The 17,473-nt window shown below is 59.3% G+C and carries 18 protein-coding genes and 1 pseudogene; 11 read left to right on the forward strand and 8 right to left on the reverse strand.

The annotated features are described in order from the left end of the window. The first annotated feature begins 128 nt into the window (after positions 1-128). The 4 genes and pseudogenes from AC0L7L_RS02590 to AC0L7L_RS02605 all read left to right on the forward strand — a co-directional run bounded on the left by AC0L7L_RS02590 (position 129) and on the right by AC0L7L_RS02605 (position 5,993). Positions 129-1,274 carry an efflux RND transporter periplasmic adaptor subunit gene (locus AC0L7L_RS02590; RefSeq protein WP_473511738.1) on the forward strand — a complete coding sequence of 382 codons (1,146 nt, stop codon included), beginning with the start codon at positions 129-131 and terminating at the stop codon, positions 1,272-1,274. Positions 1,275-1,363: 89 nt separating this feature from the next. Continuing rightward, a pseudogene (locus tag AC0L7L_RS02595) lies at positions 1,364-4,476 on the forward strand (efflux RND transporter permease subunit). A gap of 137 nt (positions 4,477-4,613) precedes the next feature. Then, entirely contained in the window at positions 4,614-5,204 is a 591-nt protein-coding gene (locus AC0L7L_RS02600; RefSeq protein WP_272210127.1) for a YiaD family glycine zipper/OmpA-like lipoprotein, read from the forward strand. Positions 5,205-5,342: 138 nt separating this feature from the next. Further along, positions 5,343-5,993 carry a YiaD family glycine zipper/OmpA-like lipoprotein gene (locus AC0L7L_RS02605; RefSeq protein ID WP_473511742.1) on the forward strand — a complete coding sequence of 217 codons (651 nt, stop codon included), beginning with the start codon at positions 5,343-5,345 and terminating at the stop codon, positions 5,991-5,993. A gap of 77 nt (positions 5,994-6,070) precedes the next feature. Here AC0L7L_RS02605 and AC0L7L_RS02610 read toward each other — a convergent pair whose 3' ends face one another. Next, a complete protein-coding gene (locus tag AC0L7L_RS02610) occupies positions 6,071-6,340 on the reverse strand; it encodes a hypothetical protein (protein WP_272210128.1) in 270 nt (89 codons plus the stop codon). Positions 6,341-6,548: 208 nt separating this feature from the next. Further along, positions 6,549-8,000, reverse strand: a complete 1,452-nt coding sequence (locus AC0L7L_RS02615) for a D-alanyl-D-alanine carboxypeptidase (protein ID WP_272210129.1) — start codon at positions 7,998-8,000, stop codon at positions 6,549-6,551. A gap of 265 nt (positions 8,001-8,265) precedes the next feature. On the opposite strand from AC0L7L_RS02615, the gene AC0L7L_RS02620 reads away from it, so the two are divergent. Beyond that, positions 8,266-8,997: a rhomboid family intramembrane serine protease gene (locus tag AC0L7L_RS02620; RefSeq protein WP_473511745.1), complete on the forward strand. Its 732-nt coding sequence runs from the start codon at positions 8,266-8,268 to the stop codon at positions 8,995-8,997. 127 nt (positions 8,998-9,124) lie between these two features. Continuing rightward, positions 9,125-9,559 carry a CBS domain-containing protein gene (locus tag AC0L7L_RS02625; RefSeq protein ID WP_473511747.1) on the forward strand — a complete coding sequence of 145 codons (435 nt, stop codon included), beginning with the start codon at positions 9,125-9,127 and terminating at the stop codon, positions 9,557-9,559. Positions 9,560-9,570: 11 nt separating this feature from the next. Here the strand turns inward: AC0L7L_RS02625 and hisI are convergent, their stop codons facing one another. Further along, on the reverse strand, positions 9,571-10,017 hold the full coding sequence (hisI, locus tag AC0L7L_RS02630) for a phosphoribosyl-AMP cyclohydrolase (protein ID WP_473511749.1): 447 nt from the start codon (positions 10,015-10,017) through the stop codon (positions 9,571-9,573). Positions 10,018-10,169: 152 nt separating this feature from the next. On the opposite strand from hisI, the gene AC0L7L_RS02635 reads away from it, so the two are divergent. Next, positions 10,170-10,631: an iron-sulfur cluster assembly scaffold protein gene (locus AC0L7L_RS02635; RefSeq protein WP_272210134.1), complete on the forward strand. Its 462-nt coding sequence runs from the start codon at positions 10,170-10,172 to the stop codon at positions 10,629-10,631. Next, positions 10,624-10,980, forward strand: a complete 357-nt coding sequence (yidD, locus tag AC0L7L_RS02640) for a membrane protein insertion efficiency factor YidD (RefSeq protein WP_272210135.1) — start codon at positions 10,624-10,626, stop codon at positions 10,978-10,980. The genes AC0L7L_RS02635 and yidD overlap by 8 nt, the downstream gene beginning before the upstream one ends. Here yidD and AC0L7L_RS02645 read toward each other — a convergent pair. The 4 genes from AC0L7L_RS02645 to moaA form a co-directional block, all read right to left on the reverse strand. Further along, a complete protein-coding gene (locus tag AC0L7L_RS02645) occupies positions 10,965-11,786 on the reverse strand; it encodes a methyltransferase (protein WP_272210136.1) in 822 nt (273 codons plus the stop codon). The two genes, yidD and AC0L7L_RS02645, sit on opposite strands and share 16 nt — an antisense overlap. A 60-nt stretch (positions 11,787-11,846) precedes the next feature. Next, complete coding sequence (gene mobA, locus AC0L7L_RS02650) at positions 11,847-12,482, reverse strand: molybdenum cofactor guanylyltransferase MobA (protein ID WP_473511753.1); 636 nt, start codon at positions 12,480-12,482, stop codon at positions 11,847-11,849. Beyond that, positions 12,479-13,438, reverse strand: coding sequence for a DMT family transporter (locus AC0L7L_RS02655; protein ID WP_473511755.1), 960 nt, complete (start codon positions 13,436-13,438; stop codon positions 12,479-12,481). The genes mobA and AC0L7L_RS02655 overlap by 4 nt, the downstream gene beginning before the upstream one ends. Positions 13,439-13,518: 80 nt before the next feature. Continuing rightward, the gene (moaA, locus tag AC0L7L_RS02660) at positions 13,519-14,511 is read right to left on the reverse strand and encodes a GTP 3',8-cyclase MoaA (protein WP_473513745.1); all 993 of its coding nucleotides are present in this window, start codon (positions 14,509-14,511) and stop codon (positions 13,519-13,521) included. Between the two features lie 151 nt (positions 14,512-14,662). Between moaA and AC0L7L_RS02665 the strand changes: the two genes are divergently transcribed. Both AC0L7L_RS02665 and AC0L7L_RS02670 read left to right on the forward strand, forming a co-directional pair. Beyond that, on the forward strand, positions 14,663-15,034 hold the full coding sequence (locus tag AC0L7L_RS02665) for a gamma-butyrobetaine hydroxylase family protein (RefSeq protein ID WP_473511757.1): 372 nt from the start codon (positions 14,663-14,665) through the stop codon (positions 15,032-15,034). 17 nt (positions 15,035-15,051) lie between these two features. Then, positions 15,052-15,663 (forward strand): pyridoxamine 5'-phosphate oxidase family protein, encoded by a 612-nt coding sequence (locus tag AC0L7L_RS02670; RefSeq protein ID WP_473511759.1) that lies wholly within the window; start codon positions 15,052-15,054, stop codon positions 15,661-15,663. Between the two features lie 24 nt (positions 15,664-15,687). Here the strand turns inward: AC0L7L_RS02670 and AC0L7L_RS02675 are convergent, their stop codons facing one another. Next, complete coding sequence (locus tag AC0L7L_RS02675; protein ID WP_272210145.1) at positions 15,688-16,761, reverse strand: AI-2E family transporter; 1,074 nt, start codon at positions 16,759-16,761, stop codon at positions 15,688-15,690. A gap of 120 nt (positions 16,762-16,881) precedes the next feature. Between AC0L7L_RS02675 and AC0L7L_RS02680 the strand changes: the two genes are divergently transcribed. After that, positions 16,882-17,463: a DUF924 family protein gene (locus AC0L7L_RS02680; protein WP_473511762.1), complete on the forward strand. Its 582-nt coding sequence runs from the start codon at positions 16,882-16,884 to the stop codon at positions 17,461-17,463. The last annotated feature ends 10 nt before the right edge of the window (positions 17,464-17,473 follow it).

A 17,473-nucleotide genomic window follows, 5' to 3' on the forward strand; every position in this document is an offset into this window, starting at 1 on the left:
AGATTACAATTTTGTGAGGTTTCATTCCATAGCTTGCAGAGCGGTGGGTGATCTGGATACTTCCACTCATAATTCTCCCATTTGCGTCTGCCGGCGTTTCCGGCATCTTCTTCATGCCGGAGTCATTAATGCGTTTTTACAAACAGGTTGCTGTCAGTGTGTGCGTACTGGCAATCGGGGCAGCGGCCTGGTTCTTTCTGGCGCCCGGCGGGCGCGCACTCCTTACATCCTATGGCGTCCTGAGCAATGAGGCTGGCGGCGGTGATGCCCGTCCGTCCCGCGGGTTTGCCGGTGGCGGGATACAGGTGGTAACCGCGCCGGTGGAGACCGGAACCGTGAATGATGAGCTGACGGCAATCGGCAGTGGTGAGGCGATCCGCTCGGTCACCGTGCTGCCTGAGGAAGCCGGCACGATCAGGGAACTGATGATTTCGTCCGGCGATACGGTTGAACAGGGCGAGGTTATTGCCGTTCTCGATGACCGCGAACAGGTGCTGGCCCGCGATCTGGCTCAGGTGGCACTGGAAAGCGCGACCCGCCAGGCGGAGGTCAATCAGCGTATCAAGTCTGCGATTTCAAACCTCGAAGTCTATAATGCCGAGATCGCACAGAGATCCGCAGAATTGGATCTGAAGTCTGCAGAACTGGCGCTTTCACGCCGCAGGATCACGGCCCCGATCGACGGCTCTGCCGGCATTGTCGGGGTGAATGTCGGAGACTACATCACGACCTCATCCGAGATTGTCACCATTGATGACCGGACGACGATTCTTGTCGATTTCTCGGTCCCGGAGCGTTTCGCAACCGCAATCCGGCCGGGTGCGCCTGTGAAGGCAAGTCTGGTGGCGGCGCCGGGGCAGATGTTTGACGGTGAGGTTGAAGCTGTCGACAACCGTATCGATGCGGCGAGCCGGACCTTCAAGGTCCGTGCGCGCATTGACAATAAAGGCGATGCACTGCGCGCCGGGATGTCCTTTGATGTCTCCATGCGCTTCCCCGGCGATGTCTATCCGGCGGTCGACCCGCTCGCGATACAGTGGGATTCCGAGGGCGCCTATGTCTGGCAGCTTGCTGAAGGCCAGTCCACAAAAGTCCGCGTCCGCATCATTCAGCGCGACCCCGATGCGGTGCTGGTCGATGCCGATCTCGGTGAAGGCGACAGTGTGATCACCGAAGGCATCCAGCGACTGCGGGAAGGCGCGTCAGTCACCGATATCACCACTGGAAGCCAAACCGACGGGCGCAGCCGGACCAAGGCGGAGAGTGCGTCATGAGCGAGGATGATCAGAAAGACCAGACGACGCCCCATGACGAAAATGCCGACAATGCCACCGAAGCTGCTTCTAGCGATGCGCGTGACGAAGTGCAAAAGGTGATTGCGGAGCACGAAAGCGAGCACGGGTTTACCGCGCTTTTCGTGCGCCGTCCGATACTTGCCTTGGTGTTTAACGCGCTGATCGTCGTTGCGGGGCTGGCTGCCTTTTTCGGCGTCGAGGTGCGCGAACTCCCCGACGTGGACCAGCCTGTGATTACCGTGCGCACGAGTTATTCCGGCGCAGCCCCTGAGACCATCGACCGCGAGGTCACAAATGTGATCGAGGGCGCGGTTGCCCGCGTGCCCGGATTGCAGGCAATGTCCTCACGCTCATCAACCGGATCGAGCCGTGTGACGCTGGAATTCAGCACCGACACAGACATCAATGTCGCATCGATGGATGTGCGTGATGCCGTCGGTCAGGTTCAGGGGCAATTGCCGGATGATGCGGATGAGCCACGCATCGTCAAGGCGGATTCAGACTCCCAGCCCGTGATGCGACTGGCCATCACCTCGTCGATTCTGAGTATTGACGACCTGACGGAGCTTGTTTCCGACGAAATCGAGGATCGGTTTGCCTCCGTTCCGGGTGTTGCCGATGTCGAGGTCTATGGCGAACGCGACAAGATATTCCGTATCGATATCAACCCGGCAGCGCTTGCCAGTCGCGGTCTTTCTGTGGCCGATCTGGCTGCCGCGCTCTCCGATATTTCCTGGGATGTTCCGGCTGGGTCGCTGACCAGCACGACCCAGGCGCTCGGTGTTCGGGCGACGGCCGACATCACCACGCCGGAAGAATTTGCCGGTCTCCGCATTGCTGAAAATGTTCGCCTGGGCGATGTTGCCACCGTCGTCTTTGGTCCGGATACGGCAGCGACGGCGCTGCGTTATAACGGCCAGCCGGGGATCGGACTGGGGATTGTCCGGCAGGCAAAATCCAATACGCTGCAGATTTCCGAGGGTGTGCGCCGTGTGGTCGCCGAAATCGCGCCGAACCTGCCAGAGGGCACCACGATCAAGGTGTCGAGCGATGATGCGGTGTTTATCTCCGGCTCTATCGAGGAGGTGGTGCGTTCGTTGTTGCTGGCCGCGCTCATTGTGGTGGCCATCATCTATCTGTTCCTGCGCGACTGGCGCGCGACCATCATTCCCGCAATCACCCTTCCTGTCGCGCTTGTCGGGACCCTTGCCGCGATCTATCTCGCGGGCTTTTCAGTCAATATCCTGACTTTGCTGGCAATCGTGCTGGCAACCGGCATGGTCGTCGATGATGCGATTGTCGTGCTCGAAAACATTGTGCGGCTGCGCGCGCAGGGCATGGGGCCGCGAGCCGCTGCGGTTCTGGGCACACGGCAGGTGTTCTTCGCGGTCATTACCACCACGGCGACCCTTGCCGCCGTGTTCGTGCCGCTTTCCTTCCTGCCGGGGCAGGCGGGTGGTCTGTTCCGCGAGTTCGGCTTTGTACTCGCCTTTTCGGTGATGCTGTCCTCATTCGTGGCTCTGACGCTGTGCCCGATGCTCGCTTCCCGCATTCTGGTTCACCACGAGGATGCGACGCCCGGTCCTGTGGCGCGGATGGGGGAGTTCTTGGCGCGGTTTTACGCCGTGACGCTGAGATGGGCGCTGGCCGCTCCGCTGGTTCTTCTGTCGCTTGCCGGATTGCTGATGTTCGGTGCCTATCTCGCCTACGCCAACCTCACGACAGAGCTTCTGCCGCGCGAGGACCGTTCACTGCTGTTGATGCGCGTTTCTGCGCCGCAGGGCGTCAGCCTGGATTACACCCGCGACCGCATTCAGCAGGTGGAAGAACGGCTGCAGCCGCTGATCGACAGCGGTGAGGTTGAAAGCGTGTTTTCGATCTCCGGCTTCGGCAACAATACCAACAGTGGTTTCGTGGTGATGACGCTTGCGCCGTGGAGTGAACGCACCCGCACACAGGACGAGATCTCGCGCGATGTGAACGCGGCCGCCGGGGGATCCCCGCTGTGCGCGCCTTCGCCTTCCAGCCCAATTCGCTGAATATTCGCGGCGCCGGAAACGGACTGAGCGTGGCGCTTGTGGGCTCAAGCCATGAAAGGCTTTCGCAAGCCGCGAGTGCGCTCGTCGCAGCCATGGAAGAAGATCCGATGTTCTCTGCGCCACGGCTTTCCAACGAGGCTTCGCAGGCACAGCTCGCCCTGACGCTCGACCGCCGCCGGGCCGCCGATCTAGGGATCGATATCGCCGGACTGTCCCAGGCGCTGATCGCCTTGCTCGATGGTCGGTCGGTCGGTGAGGTGTTCATCGAGGGCGATTCCTATGATGTTCAGTTGCGTGCCGATACGCGCAAACTCGATGATCCCACCGACCTGAGAAATGTATTCCTGCGGACAGGCGATGGTCGCATCGTGCCATTGTCGACCATTGCCGATCTGGAAGAAAAGTCGATTGCGCCGACGCTCGAGCGCGAACAGCAGCAGGCCGCGGTTTCGCTGTCTTCAAGCCTCGGCCCCGATGTGGCGCTAGGCGATGCCTATCAGCGCCTGCTTGAACTGGCCGAGCCGCTATTGCCTGCCGGTGCCCATGTGGAGGCGCAGGCCGAGGCCGCCGCTCTCGATGAAAATGCGTCGGGCATGACTATGGTCTTCGGATTTGCGATTATTATCGTCTTTCTCGTGCTGGCAGCCCAGTTTGAAAGCATGTGGAGCGCACTCATCATCCTTTCGACGGTGCCCTTCGGAATTGGCTGTGCCGTGATCGCCATGCTTTTGACCGGAACCAGTCTCAACATCTATTCGCAGATCGGCCTTGTGCTTCTGATCGGCGTGATGGCGAAAAACGGTATTCTGATCGTCGAGTTTGCCAACCAATTGCGGGACCGAGGCGAGAGCGTACGCGATGCGATCGAGCATGCAACCATGTTGCGCCTAAGGCCGGTGATGATGACAATGATCTCTACCGTCCTCGGCGGCATTCCGCTGGTGCTGGCATCAGGTGCAGGCGCAGAAGCGCGCATCGCACTTGGGTGGGTGATTGTCGGCGGGCTGGGGTTTGCCACGCTGGTGACGTTGTATGTGACGCCGGTGGCCTATTTCATTCTCGCTCGACTATCCAAGCCGAAAGCTGACGAAGAAAGGTTGTTGAACGCGGAAATGCACGACGCTGCCGCGATAGAGCACTGACGGGGAAGGCGGCAGCAAGTACCGGCTTGCATTCACTCAGCATGGAAAAACTTGCTAAACCGTGTCCATACTGTTGATATAGGCAATCATATGTAGTGATCGGCACAGCCGATTCTGAAATTCCTGAAGGGGGAAACATGTCACCAAAAACAATTCTGGCCGTTTGTGCAACCGCGCTGCTCGCAAGCTGCGCGGCCAACACGCAGAACAGCGTGAACCCGGCTTCCAATGAAGTATCGGTCACCAACATTTCCGTCAGTGATCCGGCTACCTACATGGATACGCAGGAAGCGGAGATGCGTCAGCAGCTTGAAGGCACGGGTGTGACCATTATACGCACGCCGAAATATATCGCGCTGGTCTTCGACTCGAGCATTACCTTTGCAACGGATAGCTCGGACATTGTGCCCGAATTCAACCCGTCTCTCACCGTGGTCGCCGGCTTGCTGAAGAAATACAATGCCACCGATCTTGACGTGAATGGCTATACCGATTCGACCGGTTCGGACGCTTACAATCTCAAGCTCTCGCAGCAGCGCGCCAACGCCGTTGCTGGTGCGTTGATCCAGCGCGGTGTCAGTCCGCAGCGCATCATGCCGGTTGGTTACGGCAAGGCCAATCCTGTCGCTTCGAATGACACAGCCGACGGGCGTGCACAGAACCGTCGTGTTGAAATCAGGATTGCACCGCCGGCAGTTGCCGGCTCGGCCACCACTGCGGTCAACTGATCGCGCTTCTGATTTCCTTGAATACTGTGGCCCGGTTCGTGTTATCGGGCCACAACCATATTTGGCAGGCACTTTCGCCATATGATTGCCGCAATAGCGCGGCTTGAGATTGAGCGAGATTCACATCTGAGGGACATCATGCTGAAAAAAATGACCATTGCTGCAGCAGGCTTTGCGTTTCTTGCCGGTTGCACCACCACGGATCCCTATTCGGGCCAGACCGTCAACAACAACACCGGTACCGGTGCGCTTGCAGGCGGCGCGCTTGGCGCACTTGCAGGCCTGGCTGTCGGCGGCGATGCGAAAGGCGCTGCCATCGGCGGCGCCATTGGCGCGCTCGCTGGTGGCGGCATCGGCGTCTACATGGACAATCAGGAAGCTGAGTTCCGCCGCTCGCTCGCGGGTACCGGCATTTCCGTGGTTCGCAATGGCGACATGCTGACGCTGATTATGCCCGGCAACGTCACCTTCCCAACGGACCAGTACACGATCCTGCCAAACTTCTACTCGACGCTGAACGCTGTTTCGACCGTGCTGCGTAAATATGACCGCACGGCCGTCAACGTCAATGGTTACACGGATTCAACCGGTTCTGCGGAATATAACCAACGGCTGTCGCAGGAGCGCGCCAACAGCGTTGGCAACTACCTCATCCAGAGCGGCGTAAGCGGTAACCGGATCTCCGCTGTTGGTTTCGGCCCGTCAAATCCGATCGCCTCGAACGCGACACCGGACGGCCGCGCTCAGAACCGTCGCGTCGAAATCCAGATTTCGGCCGTCAAGATGTAGTGTTTTCAGGCGCTGGATAACAACAAAAGGCGCCGGAAGGCGCCTTTCTTGTATCCGGTTCTTGCTTTTAGATACGGTTACCGGAGCCTGAGACTGACCGGTGCCCGGCCACGTTTTTCGCTCTGAATAAAGAGATGAATACGGGCGGCTGGCTGTACGGCGCGCGCTGCACGCTCTCCCTGGCTCGTCAGCAGGCCGACAAGCTCTCGCGCCTTGTAGCGCCCCTGAAACCGGGCATATTCCGCCAACTTCTGGGCTGCTTCATGGAGAGGGTTGAAACCGCTTCGACGCGCGGTTGAGGGTTCGGTATTGCCTGACATCATGCCGGAACGCTGTTTCCTGTTCACGTCAATCCCCATAGCTACGCAGGACAGATAGAGGGCTATTGTGTGGCATCGGAAGCATTTTTGGTTTGTGCTTTCCGAAACCTTACCAACAAGCTACCGGCTAAATCTTTCGAAACCCTTTACGGAAAACGCCGGCCCGCGATGTGGACCGGCGTTTTATTCACTATTTTTGCTCCAGTGTCTGACAGTACCGGACTGTTCTTGCGCGCTACTGCAGACTGGCCCAGCAACTGACGCCATTCCGCTTCAGCGCACGGCAGGCTCTGACCGCCTCTTCCTGGTCGGGGAAGCCACCGAAGCGGGCCCGGTATATCTCCTGGCCGCCGTTGTTGTAGGCGAGCGCGAAGGGTTCGGATTCTTCAAGTGCGCCACCGGCCTTTCCCTGGGTACGGATGAGGATCGCGCGTGCATCTTCCGCAGTCGCTGCGGTTCCAACCTGCACGACCCAGCCACGCGGCTGACTGATCGAACTGGTCTTGATAGATGTGTCCGGTACGCTTTCGGAAGCCTGGGCTGAAGGTATGATTGCATCGCCCACGGCATCGACAGCGTTGTCGGCTGTCTGCAGAACGTCCTCAACGCTCAGACCATCGTCATTGTCGGCCGGACGGCGGGCGCTCGGCAGCGGCACGTTGGATACGAGCTCGGCCTGAACGCCGGTGAGACCCGCCGCTGCTGCCGGTTTGGCATTGTCGTTTGCTGCATAGGCAAGCGCGACGCCACCCTCTGCCGCTGGACGCGGGTAGGGGATCGGTCCTTTTTCCGGGAACACCATGCTGCCGGCGCGGGCAATCACAAAATTGCCGCCGCGGCCATTGGAAGCCTTCGGCAGATAGGTCGTGACCAGTCGCGTTGCCCATTTATTCCGGCTGGCCGAAGTTGCACCACCCATGACAACGGCGACAATCGAGCGATTGCCGGAAACGGCAGAGGTGGCCAGATTGTATCCCGAAGCGTTGGTGTAGCCGGTCTTGATACCGTCGACGCCCTTGACCTGGCCAAGCAAGCGGTTGTGATTGCCGATATTGTATTTGCCGTATTTGAAATTACGCGTACCGAAATAGTGATAATATTCCGGAAAATGCTGGCGCAGCGCAATGCCGAGGCGGGCCTGGTCGCGGGCCGTGGTTTTCTGCGCGCTGTTCGGCAGGCCGTGTGCATTGCGGTAGGTCGTGCGCGTCATGCCAAGCGAATGCGCCTTGTTGGTCATCATCCTGGCGAAATTGGATTCCGACCCGCCGAGATACTCGGCAAGCGCGGTCGAGACGTCATTGGCCGAACGGGTGACCAGAGAGTAGATCGCGGTTTCCACCGTGACACTGCCGCCGGCGGGAATGCCGAGCTTTGTCGGCGGCTCGGAAGCGGCATTCTTGGAAAACGGGATCTTAGAATTCAGCGTGATGCGCCCTTCATCGAGCGCCTCAAACACCATGTAGAGGGTCATCATCTTGGTCAGCGATGCCGGATAGCGCGGCGCATCGGGCGCCTCGCTGTAAAGAACTTTACCGGTGTGGGCGTCGATCACGATCGCGGCGTCATTGGAATCAGCGCGGGCGTTGTGCACGGGGAGGCCGGTGATAAGAATCATCAATGCCGCGAAAAGCATCGCGACGTTCGAAAACCGGCTCATACGGAAGCGGCGGGTGGCCTGTCTCTGCATTCGAAAAACTCTTGCGAAATCTGGCGGTTGTTGTTTCCTGGCGAAGCCGTGGCGGCATGATACCGGCCGCCTTCGCCCTTTGCTAGGCTTGCCAGCACTGTGATCAATTTGCAGTTAATATTCGTTTAAGTTTTTGCCGGGCTGGCGATTTTTGTGAACCTGCCTCCACCTGAACCCAAGCGCCAGTTTACCGTTCTGTCATGCCCGTCGCCGCTTTTCAAACGCCTTTCCATCAGATATTCAATGCGCGAACAGGAGCAAGACCATGCAGACACCGCGGACCGGCGGCGATCCCTTCAGGCCGCGGAAACGTCGCGAGCCGCCGATCAATCTGCCTCCGGCGGTGCTGGTGGCGCTCGGCCTGCTGTTTGCGATCTTCCTGCTTCAACAGTTTGTTTTCGACTATCGCACCAACATGATGATCTGGCAGGATTTCGGTTTTCTGCCGGTGCGTTATGCACACCCGCTCTCGGATCAGGGCTTCGCATGGCTTTGGTCGCCATTGACCTATTCGTTTCTGCATGGTGGCTGGACGCATATCATCTTCAACGCCATCTGGCTGTCGATTTTCGGTGCGCCGGTTGCAAAGCGCATTGGCGCGCTGCGCTTCCTGTTGCTATGGGTGACAAGTTCGGCGGCTTCGGCCTTTTTCTTCGCCGCCACGGATTGGGGCGCGGTCAGCGTTCTGATCGGAGCGTCCGGCGTGGTTTCCGCCTATATGGGGGCTTCCTGCCGTTTCGTCTTCAGCGGCGGCCGGTTCCTGCCGCAGGCGCATTTGGCGCCACGCCTGACCATCGGCGAAGTGTTCGCCGATCCGACGGCCCGCGCCTTCGTCCTGGTCTGGCTTGTCGGCAATCTGCTCGTTGCCGCAGGCGTCAGCTTTGTCGGGATAAGCGCTGCCGATATTGCCTGGCAGGCGCATGTGGGCGGCTTCCTGTTCGGGTTTCTCGCCTTCCCGCTTTTTGATGTCAGGACCCCGCGCACCCTGGTGTTTTGAGGGGACAGCCCGATTTTCCTCCGCCCAGCGTTTGCTTGCAATCGTCAAAAACCTCATGCACCATCTTTTCGTGCACATTTCCTGACAGGCGGAAATGCGCTTGGGAGCTGAAAACGAGGAGGTTTTTATGGCGATCACTGTCAGAATGATACTGGACGAAAAGGGCAGGTCGGTTGTGACGGCGCCGGCTCAGACGCCGATCTCGGAAATGGCTGTCATCCTGCATCAAAACCGCATCGGCGCTGTTGTGATCGTGAATGATGACAACAAGATTGCGGGCATTTTTACGGAACGTGACCTTGCCGCCGCCATCGGCAAGCATGGTGCGCGCTGTCTGGCCGCACCGGTGTCTGAAGAGATGACCGACACCGTCTATCGCTGTGACGAGGGCACCAGCGTCAACGAGTTGATGGAGGTGATGACAACAAGGCATTTCCGCCATGTGCCGGTGGAGGTCGATGGTCGGCTTATCGGGATCATCTCGATCGGCGACGTGGTCAAGTCACGCATCCGCGAGGTCGAGCAAGAGGCCGAGCATATCAAGTCTTATATCGCCGGCTGAGTGCGAGAGGCTTATTTGCCGTAGACAGTTTTGGGATCGAAGGCCTTGTGGTCGTCGATGCTTTTCAGCGCGGCCGCATCATCCTTGGCTGTCACTTCGCGATAGAAGCAGGAACGACGGCCGGTGTGGCAGGCCGCGTCATGGCCGGCAACCGAGACCTTCAGCAGGATAGCGTCCTGATCGCAATCGGTGAGTATCTGTTCCACCTTTTGCAGATTGCCCGAGGTCTCGCCCTTCTTCCAGATCGTGTCGCGTGACCGGCTGTAATAGTGGGCAAAGCCGGTTTCGAGCGTCAGCGACAGCGCTTCGTCGTTCATATGGGCAAGCATCAGCACCGCATTGTCGCGGGCATCAGTGACCACGGCGGTGACGAGCCCCTTGTCGTCGAAACGGGGGGTGAAGGCGGTGGCCTCGTCAAGAAGGGCCTTGTCTCTCGGCGGCTTTGCGAAATTCATCATGCTTTTTCCTGTCGTTGCCCGGAGGTGATAGACCGGGTGGCCACGCTTGGCAATTCCCTCTGGGTCTTGCCGCGCTCTTGCCGAAATCCCATGTTTTCCTGTAATCAATCTGCACAGGCCCGCTTACGGGCAAGGCGTCACGGAAAGCGAAAATGGACGATATCTATTCCGCCCGGATCTTGAGCCATGCCGGCAATGTCACCCGGCTGGGCGTGCTTGAAGGTGCCGATGCGAGCGCTTCCGCCCATTCCAGGCTGTGCGGATCACGGCTGACGGTTTATCTCGACATGTCCGATGGCAAGGTCAGCGACTATTCCCATGAGGTGAAGGCCTGCGCTCTGGGGCAGGCGTCATCGGCAATCATGGCTGCTTGTGTGATCGGCGCCACGCCGGACGAGATCAGACGTGCGCGCATCGAGATGCGTGCGATGCTGAAAGAGGGTGGCGAGGGGCCGGAAGGCCGATTTGCGGAAATGCGCTGCCTGTTGCCGGTCAGGGACTATCCGGCGCGTCATGGCTCTGTGATGCTGACCTTTGAGGCTGTTGTCAAAGCGCTCGACACGCTCGACGCAAGCACCCCGAACCAGAAAGAGGCCGCCGGGCACGATGTGTGAGACCCATGGCGACGCGAAAACGACGTCGCGCAATTGGCAGGGACCGTTTAGCAAGACGCCGGGACGCCTGTTCGGGCTCGGCATCATCCGTTTCTACCAACTGACATTCTCAAGCCTGATCGGTCAGTCCTGCCGCCATTTGCCGACTTGCTCGGAATATGGCTATGAGGCGATTGCCCGCCACGGGCTCTGGGCCGGCGGCTTTCTCACGCTGTTTCGCGTCGGGCGCTGCGGACCGGGTGGCACACACGGTTTCGATCCGGTTCCCGAAACGCTGGATGACGATTGGCACTGGTATATGCCATGGCGTTATTTTCTGGCCGGCCGACGCTCTCACGCGTCGGAGTAGCGGGCGATCACGAGGTAGCCGGGTGTTGGCTGGCCATTTTCAAAGCGCACATTGATATCGGTGACTTCGACCGTAGAGAACCCTGCCTTTTCGAGACTTGCGGAAAGGTAGGCAAGGCTGTGACCGAAACGGTGATGCGGGGCGACCATGTAATCGCGTCCCTTCAGCGTTTCATCCGGCAGGGTTTCTGCCGAAAACGCCAGAACGCCGCCACCGGCGATGCTCTTGGCAGCCCCGGAGAAAAAGGCGTCGAGCGTTCCCAGATAGGGCAGCACATCTGCGGCGACGATCAGGTCGAACGCCTCTTCGCCATCGTCATGTAGAAATTCCTCGACCTCGGCGACGAACAGCGTGTCGTAGAGCTCTTTCTCATAGGCGATTTCGACCATGTTCTCGGAGATATCGAGCCCGGTGATCTCGCCTGTCATGTCGCGCAGCGCACTGGCGCCAAGACCCGTGCCGCAGCCAAGATCGAGCATGCGTTCGAACGGACCGATGCTGAGCGCCTGAAACCGCTGGCGGATGATCATCGGCACACAATAGCCAAGCTGGTCAACGAGAATATCCTCGAAATCCTCGGCATGCTGGTCGAACAGCGTCTCGACATAGGCATCGGGTGCCTTTTTCGGCACTTCGCCAAAGCCGATCGCCGCAAGACGGACAGCCGCGCCGCCGTGATCGTCGGGGTCGATTGCAAGGACTTCGCGATAGGCTTCGGCTGCTTCGGCAAGCTTGCCTGCCTTTTCAAGCGTCAGGGCCCTGTTATAGGCCTCCGCCAGTTTTTCCTCATCGATCTTCTTTGTCATTGCGGTCGCCCTTTTCCGTGTCGGTCACGCTCTATGCCGTGATCGTTCAAAGCGCAACCGCTACCGGCTGTCCGTCATCATCTTTGCGATCAGCCGTGCGGTATCGAGATCCTGGGGAGTATTGATGTTGAAAAACGGGTCCACCGGGCCTTGCGGCGTTGTGACAGCGGCAAAATCGACAACCTGACTGGTGTGCCGTCCGATGAAGTCCATCAGCCGGCGGTTTGATCGGTCAGAAAACCAGCATTCGAGATCACCGCGAAGGACAACCGGCCAGAGCGCGAAGACGGGATGCGCCCGGCCTTTCGAGCCCGCAAGGACAATTTCGTCCCTGGCGGGTTGAGGCTCTGAAAGCCGCTCCACCAGGCTATTCGGGAAAAATGGCGTATCAACCGCAACCGAAATCATGTGGGTTGCTTGCGAGCCGGTCTGTTGCAAATGATCGAGTGCGGCAAGAATGCCGGCAAGCGGGCCTTGATGGCCGGTTGAGGCATCGGTGACAGGGATCGTTCCGGAGGGATCGGTCGTACCGTGGCCATGTCGGCTGACCATCACCGGAGAAGCCTGTTGCGCGATCCGGCGATGAACGCGCGCTATCAGGGTTTCACCATCAAGCACCAGCTCCGCCTTGTCCACGCCTATGCGCCGTGACGCGCCCCCGGCCAGGATCACGGCGGGCAGGGCGGGGGTGGTCATTTTTTATCCTTCAGCATTTGCACTTCCGCCTTGACGATCGGGCCGCCGCCTTCAGACGCGACCGGCTGGCCGGTCTCGGCCAGCGGTGCCAGCCCCTTCTTGCGTTCGCGGTGGAAGGAGTAAAGACCGGCTGCAACGATGATCAGGCCGCCGACCAGCACGTTGATACCGGGGTAGGCGGCGAAGATGACCATGCCGAGCAGCGTGGCCCATAGCAGGCCGACATAGCGGAACGGCGCGATATAGGAGATATCGGCAAGACGCACGGCAAAGACGACGAATTGATAGCCGGAAAGCAGAAAGACGGCTGCCAGCACCAGCTTGAACATGATCGGCCATGTCATCATGCTCCAGTCCTGCTCGACTGTACCGAGAACCGCGCCGCCGATCGTCAGCAGTCCGGCTGTTGCCAGCGTGATGATGATGGCCGGGATGTCGTTACGGATCGTCTTGGTCAGAAGGTCGCGCCCGGACGCGGCGAGCATGGCGATCACGGCAAAGCCCGCCCCCTGCTCAAATCCATCGGGACCGGGGCGGATGATGATCAGCACGCCGATAAAGCCGACGGTGATTGCGCTCCAGCGCCGCCAGCCGACCGGCTCCTTCATGAAAAGTGCCGCACCCAGCGTGACGGCGAGTGGCAGGCACTGGATGATGGCGGCGGCATTGGCAAGCGGCATCGCCTTCAACGCCTGCAAAAAGGCAATGGCGGCAACCAACTCACAAACGCTGCGGGCCAGCACGCGCAGATCGAAGACACCGCCCAAGCTTGAAAATACGCGGCTCCTCCATGCGATCAGCAGGGCAAAGCAGGTGAGGATAAGCCCCCTGAAAAACATGATCTGGCCGAGCCCGATTTCCTCGGTCAGCAGTTTGACCGTGGCATCGTTCAACGCAAAGCCGGCCATCGCCGCGATCATGAAGGCGGCGCCGGTAACATTGGAAGAGGTGCGCATTATTCGTCTCGTTATTGTGTTTTTCGTTCTTATAGAGGAATGACGAGACAGGAAAGTGATCTGTGTCAGCCGTCGACGCCTTAGCCGCCGGTCATGCTCATGTGGCGGGCAACGGCGACCCGCGAGCGGGTCTCGTCGAGCTCGAAATTGTGCGCTTCCGGCTTTTTAGCAATGGCCCGGTCGATGGCGCGGTGCAGCACGGAATCATCATCCGGATGGTCGCGCAGTACTTTGCGGAAATCGGCATTGTCGTCATGGCCGAGACAGAGATACAGCATGCCGGTGCAGGTCAGGCGCACGCGATTGCAGGCCGCGCAGAAATTATGCGAAAGCGGTGTGATGAAGCCTAGCTTGCCGCCTGTTTCCGCGACCTGCACAAACCGCGCCGGTCCGCCCGTCGTCATCGGGACGTCGCTCAGGGTAAACTGACCTTCAAGGTCGCGGCGGACTTTTGAAAGCGGCAGATATTGGGCGGAACGGTCGGTGTCGACCTCACCCAGCGGCATCGCCTCGATAAGCGTGAGGTCCATGCCCTCGCCATGGGCAAAGCGCAGCAGTTCGGGGATTTCGTGCTCGTTGAAACCGGCAAGTGCCACGGCATTCAGCTTCACCCTGAGACCCGCCTTGCGGGCGGCCTCAAGGCCTGCCATCACCTTGTCGAAATCACCCCATCGGGTGATCTCCCGGAATTTCTGCGGATCAAGCGTGTCCAGCGAAACATTGATACGCCGCACGCCAGCGGCATAAAGCCCCTCGGCAAACCGGGAGAGCTGCGAGCCGTTGGTCGTCAATGTCAGTTCATCAAGCCTGCCCTCGGGGATGCGTCGTCCGAGATTTTCGATCAGCTGCATGACGTTCTTGCGCATCAGGGGCTCGCCGCCGGTCAATCGCAGTTTCCGCACACCCTTGTCGATGAAGGCGTTGCACAGGCGCTCCAGCTCTTCCAGTGTGAGAAGGTCGCGCTTGGGCAGAAAGGTCATGTTTTCCGCCATGCAATAGGTGCAGCGGAAGTCGCAGCGGTCCGTCACCGAAACGCGCAGATAGGTGATTGACCGACCAAATGGGTCGATCATCGGCGCCGGTTGGCCGGTAACAGGCTCTTTTTCCAGAATATGCTGATCCACGGCGGATTCTCCTTCAGCCGAAGATGGCGCGGGGGTTGGCAAGCGTCAAGTGAAGTGCCAAACACGGTCATGTGAAATCGGGCATTCTCAGGACATGACAATGGTCTCAGCACCGACAGAAATCAGGGTTTCGCGTGATCGAAGAACCCTTACAGTGTCTTTCGAGGACGACAAGCGCTATGCGCTTCCCGCCGAAATGCTGCGCGTGCTCTCACCGTCTGCCGAGGTGAAGGGACACGGACCGGGCCAGGCGGTGACAGTGCCGGGCAAGCGCAATGTCGGGATCATGACGCTTGAGCCCGCCGGCAATTATGCGATTCGCATCGGCTTTGACGATATGCACGACAGCGGCATCTATACCTGGACCTATCTGAGAGAACTCGGCGAGGACGGCGCATCGATGTTTGCCGAATATGAGCGAGAGCTTGCCGAAAAGGGAATGACCCGCGATAGGGCGGAGCGGCCGCGCTGAAGCGGAAAAGGAAAAGCATGAAAGTCATTACAAACGTTGAAGACCTCAAGGCCGTATATGGCGAACCGGGGCAGACAGCGCTTGAGAAGGTGACGGCGCATCTCACTCCGGCATATCGGCGAATGATTGAGATTTCGCCGTTTCTGGCATTGGCGACCGTTGGTCCGGAAGGGCTCGATTGTTCACCGCGCGGCGATGCCCAGGCCGTTGTGCGCATCGCCGACCAGAAAACGGTTCTACTTCCGGATTGGCGTGGCAACAACCGGGTCGATTCGCTGATCAATATCGTCCGAGATCCGCGCGTCGCACTGATGTTTCTCATACCCGGTTCGAACAATGCCCTGCGGATCAACGGCCGGGCGGTTGTCGCCGTCGAGCCGTCCCTGCTCGAAAGCTTCGCAATGAACGGCAAGCATCCCCGAAGCGTTATTGTGGTGACGATCGACGAAATCTACTTCCAGTGCGCTCGCGCACTGATGCGCTCCGATCTTTGGAACCCGGAGCGTCATGTCGACCCACAGACACTGCCAACACCGGGTGAAATGACGAAGGTGGCAGGCGCTGCGGACTTCGATGCGGAAACCTATGATCGCGAATGGCCGGAGCGGGCGACAAAGTCGATGTGGTGAGATGGCGGCGCAGGGGGAGGCGGCTCAGTCTTCGCGCGCCGTTGTCTGTGCCTGCACCTGTTTTCGCTTTCCGCCGAGGATTTCCGTTACCCAGTTGAGCGAAGGCACGTTCTCGCACGCGGTCAAGAGTGCAATCGTGATCGGGACGCCGAGAAACGTGCCGAACAGGCCCCACATGAAGGTCCAGAAGAAGATCGAGAACACCACCACGAAGGGCGAGATCGACAGCGTCGAGCCGGAAACCATCGGCTCGACGTAATTGCCGATGACGAACTGGATCAGGTTGAGGCAGACGAACAGCGCCAGCGCCGTCTCCCAGTGCTCGAACTGGATAACGCCGTAGAGCGAAGGAAACACGGTAGCGATCACCGATCCGATGAACGGGATATAGTTCAGCGCAAAGGCGATCACGCCCCACTCCACCGGGAAATCGAGCCCGGTCAGCGTTGCAGAACTCCAGAACAATACGCCCGTTATCGCACTCATCTGCGTGCGGACCAGCATATAGCGGCCGAATTTCTTGGCCGTTGCGTCGGCAATGCGGATGGCGGCGAAGGCAAAGTCGGGCTTGCTCAGGGCGCTGAGCTTGTGGCGGAGCTTGTCCACTTCAGTCAAGCCTAAAACGACATAGGCGAGAACCACGAGCCAGAAGCTGAGCGTCGTGCTTGCCTGTCCGGTCACCTGGCGCACGGTGCGGGCGATCAGGCCGACATTGAAAACATCGTTGAGCGAGCTTGCAACCGAGAACCCCTGTTCTCCGAGCCATGCGACGGCATCCTGATAGGCGGCCTGAAGCTGCCATGCCGCGTCGATGAACGAGGTGGCCATCCGGCTGAAGCCCCAGATGATCAGGGTCGCGAAGATGACGAAGACCACGATGGTGCTGATGACGGTGATCGCAAGCGCCACGAGCGGCGGCATGAAGCGTTGAAGCGCGTTCTTGATCGGCCAGGTGATTGCGATGATGAAGAGGGCAAGCGCCACGGGTTTCAGGAAGCCGCCCGCCGCGCGGATCGCGATCAAAAGCAGAATGACAAAAATCAGGGATGTGACGACGGTAACACCGCGCCGCGAGCCCGTTGGCCCAATTTCAGGCATTCATGCCTCTTCAAATGTCTTGCTTGAGCGGATGTGTATGAAAATGTATCGTTCGCGCCTGTCATGCGCAAGCGTCGTACACGCTGCGACACGCAATTGTTGTGCGCCGGAAGGAAAGCAATGAGTGAATTCATCGAAACTGTCACCAGCCCTGAACAGGTGCTTTCTTTCTGGTTTGACGAACTGACGCCGAAGGACTGGTTCAATCCGGACGATGTCGCGGCGCTCGACAACACCATCCTCTACCGCTTTTTCTCGACCCACCGGGCGCTGGCGCGTGATGTCGGTGCGGTCTGGCGGGCAAGCCCTGAGGCTCAACTCGCCGCCGTGATCGTGCTCGACCAGTTTCCCCGCAACATCTACCGTGCAACACCGATGGCGTTTGCCACCGATATGTTGGCGCTGAGGGAAGCGAAGCTTGCGATTGCCAGCGGCGCGCACGAGAAAGTTCCGGCCGAACGCCGGGCGTTCTTCTTCATGCCCTTCGAACATTCGGAAGTCCTTGCCGACCAGGACCGCTCCGTGGCGTTGTTTGCGACATTGGGGAATGAGGAATTCTCGAACTATGCTGAAAGTCACCGCGAGGTGATTGCCCGCTTCGGTCGCTTCCCGCATCGTAATCCGATCCTGAAGAGGCGTTCGACGCGCGCGGAACTGGCCTACCTTTCAGATGATGAGAATACTGGCTGGGGACAGAAATAGACGCGCTTGA

The sequence above is a fragment of the Martelella sp. K41-7 genome (genome assembly GCF_055808365.1).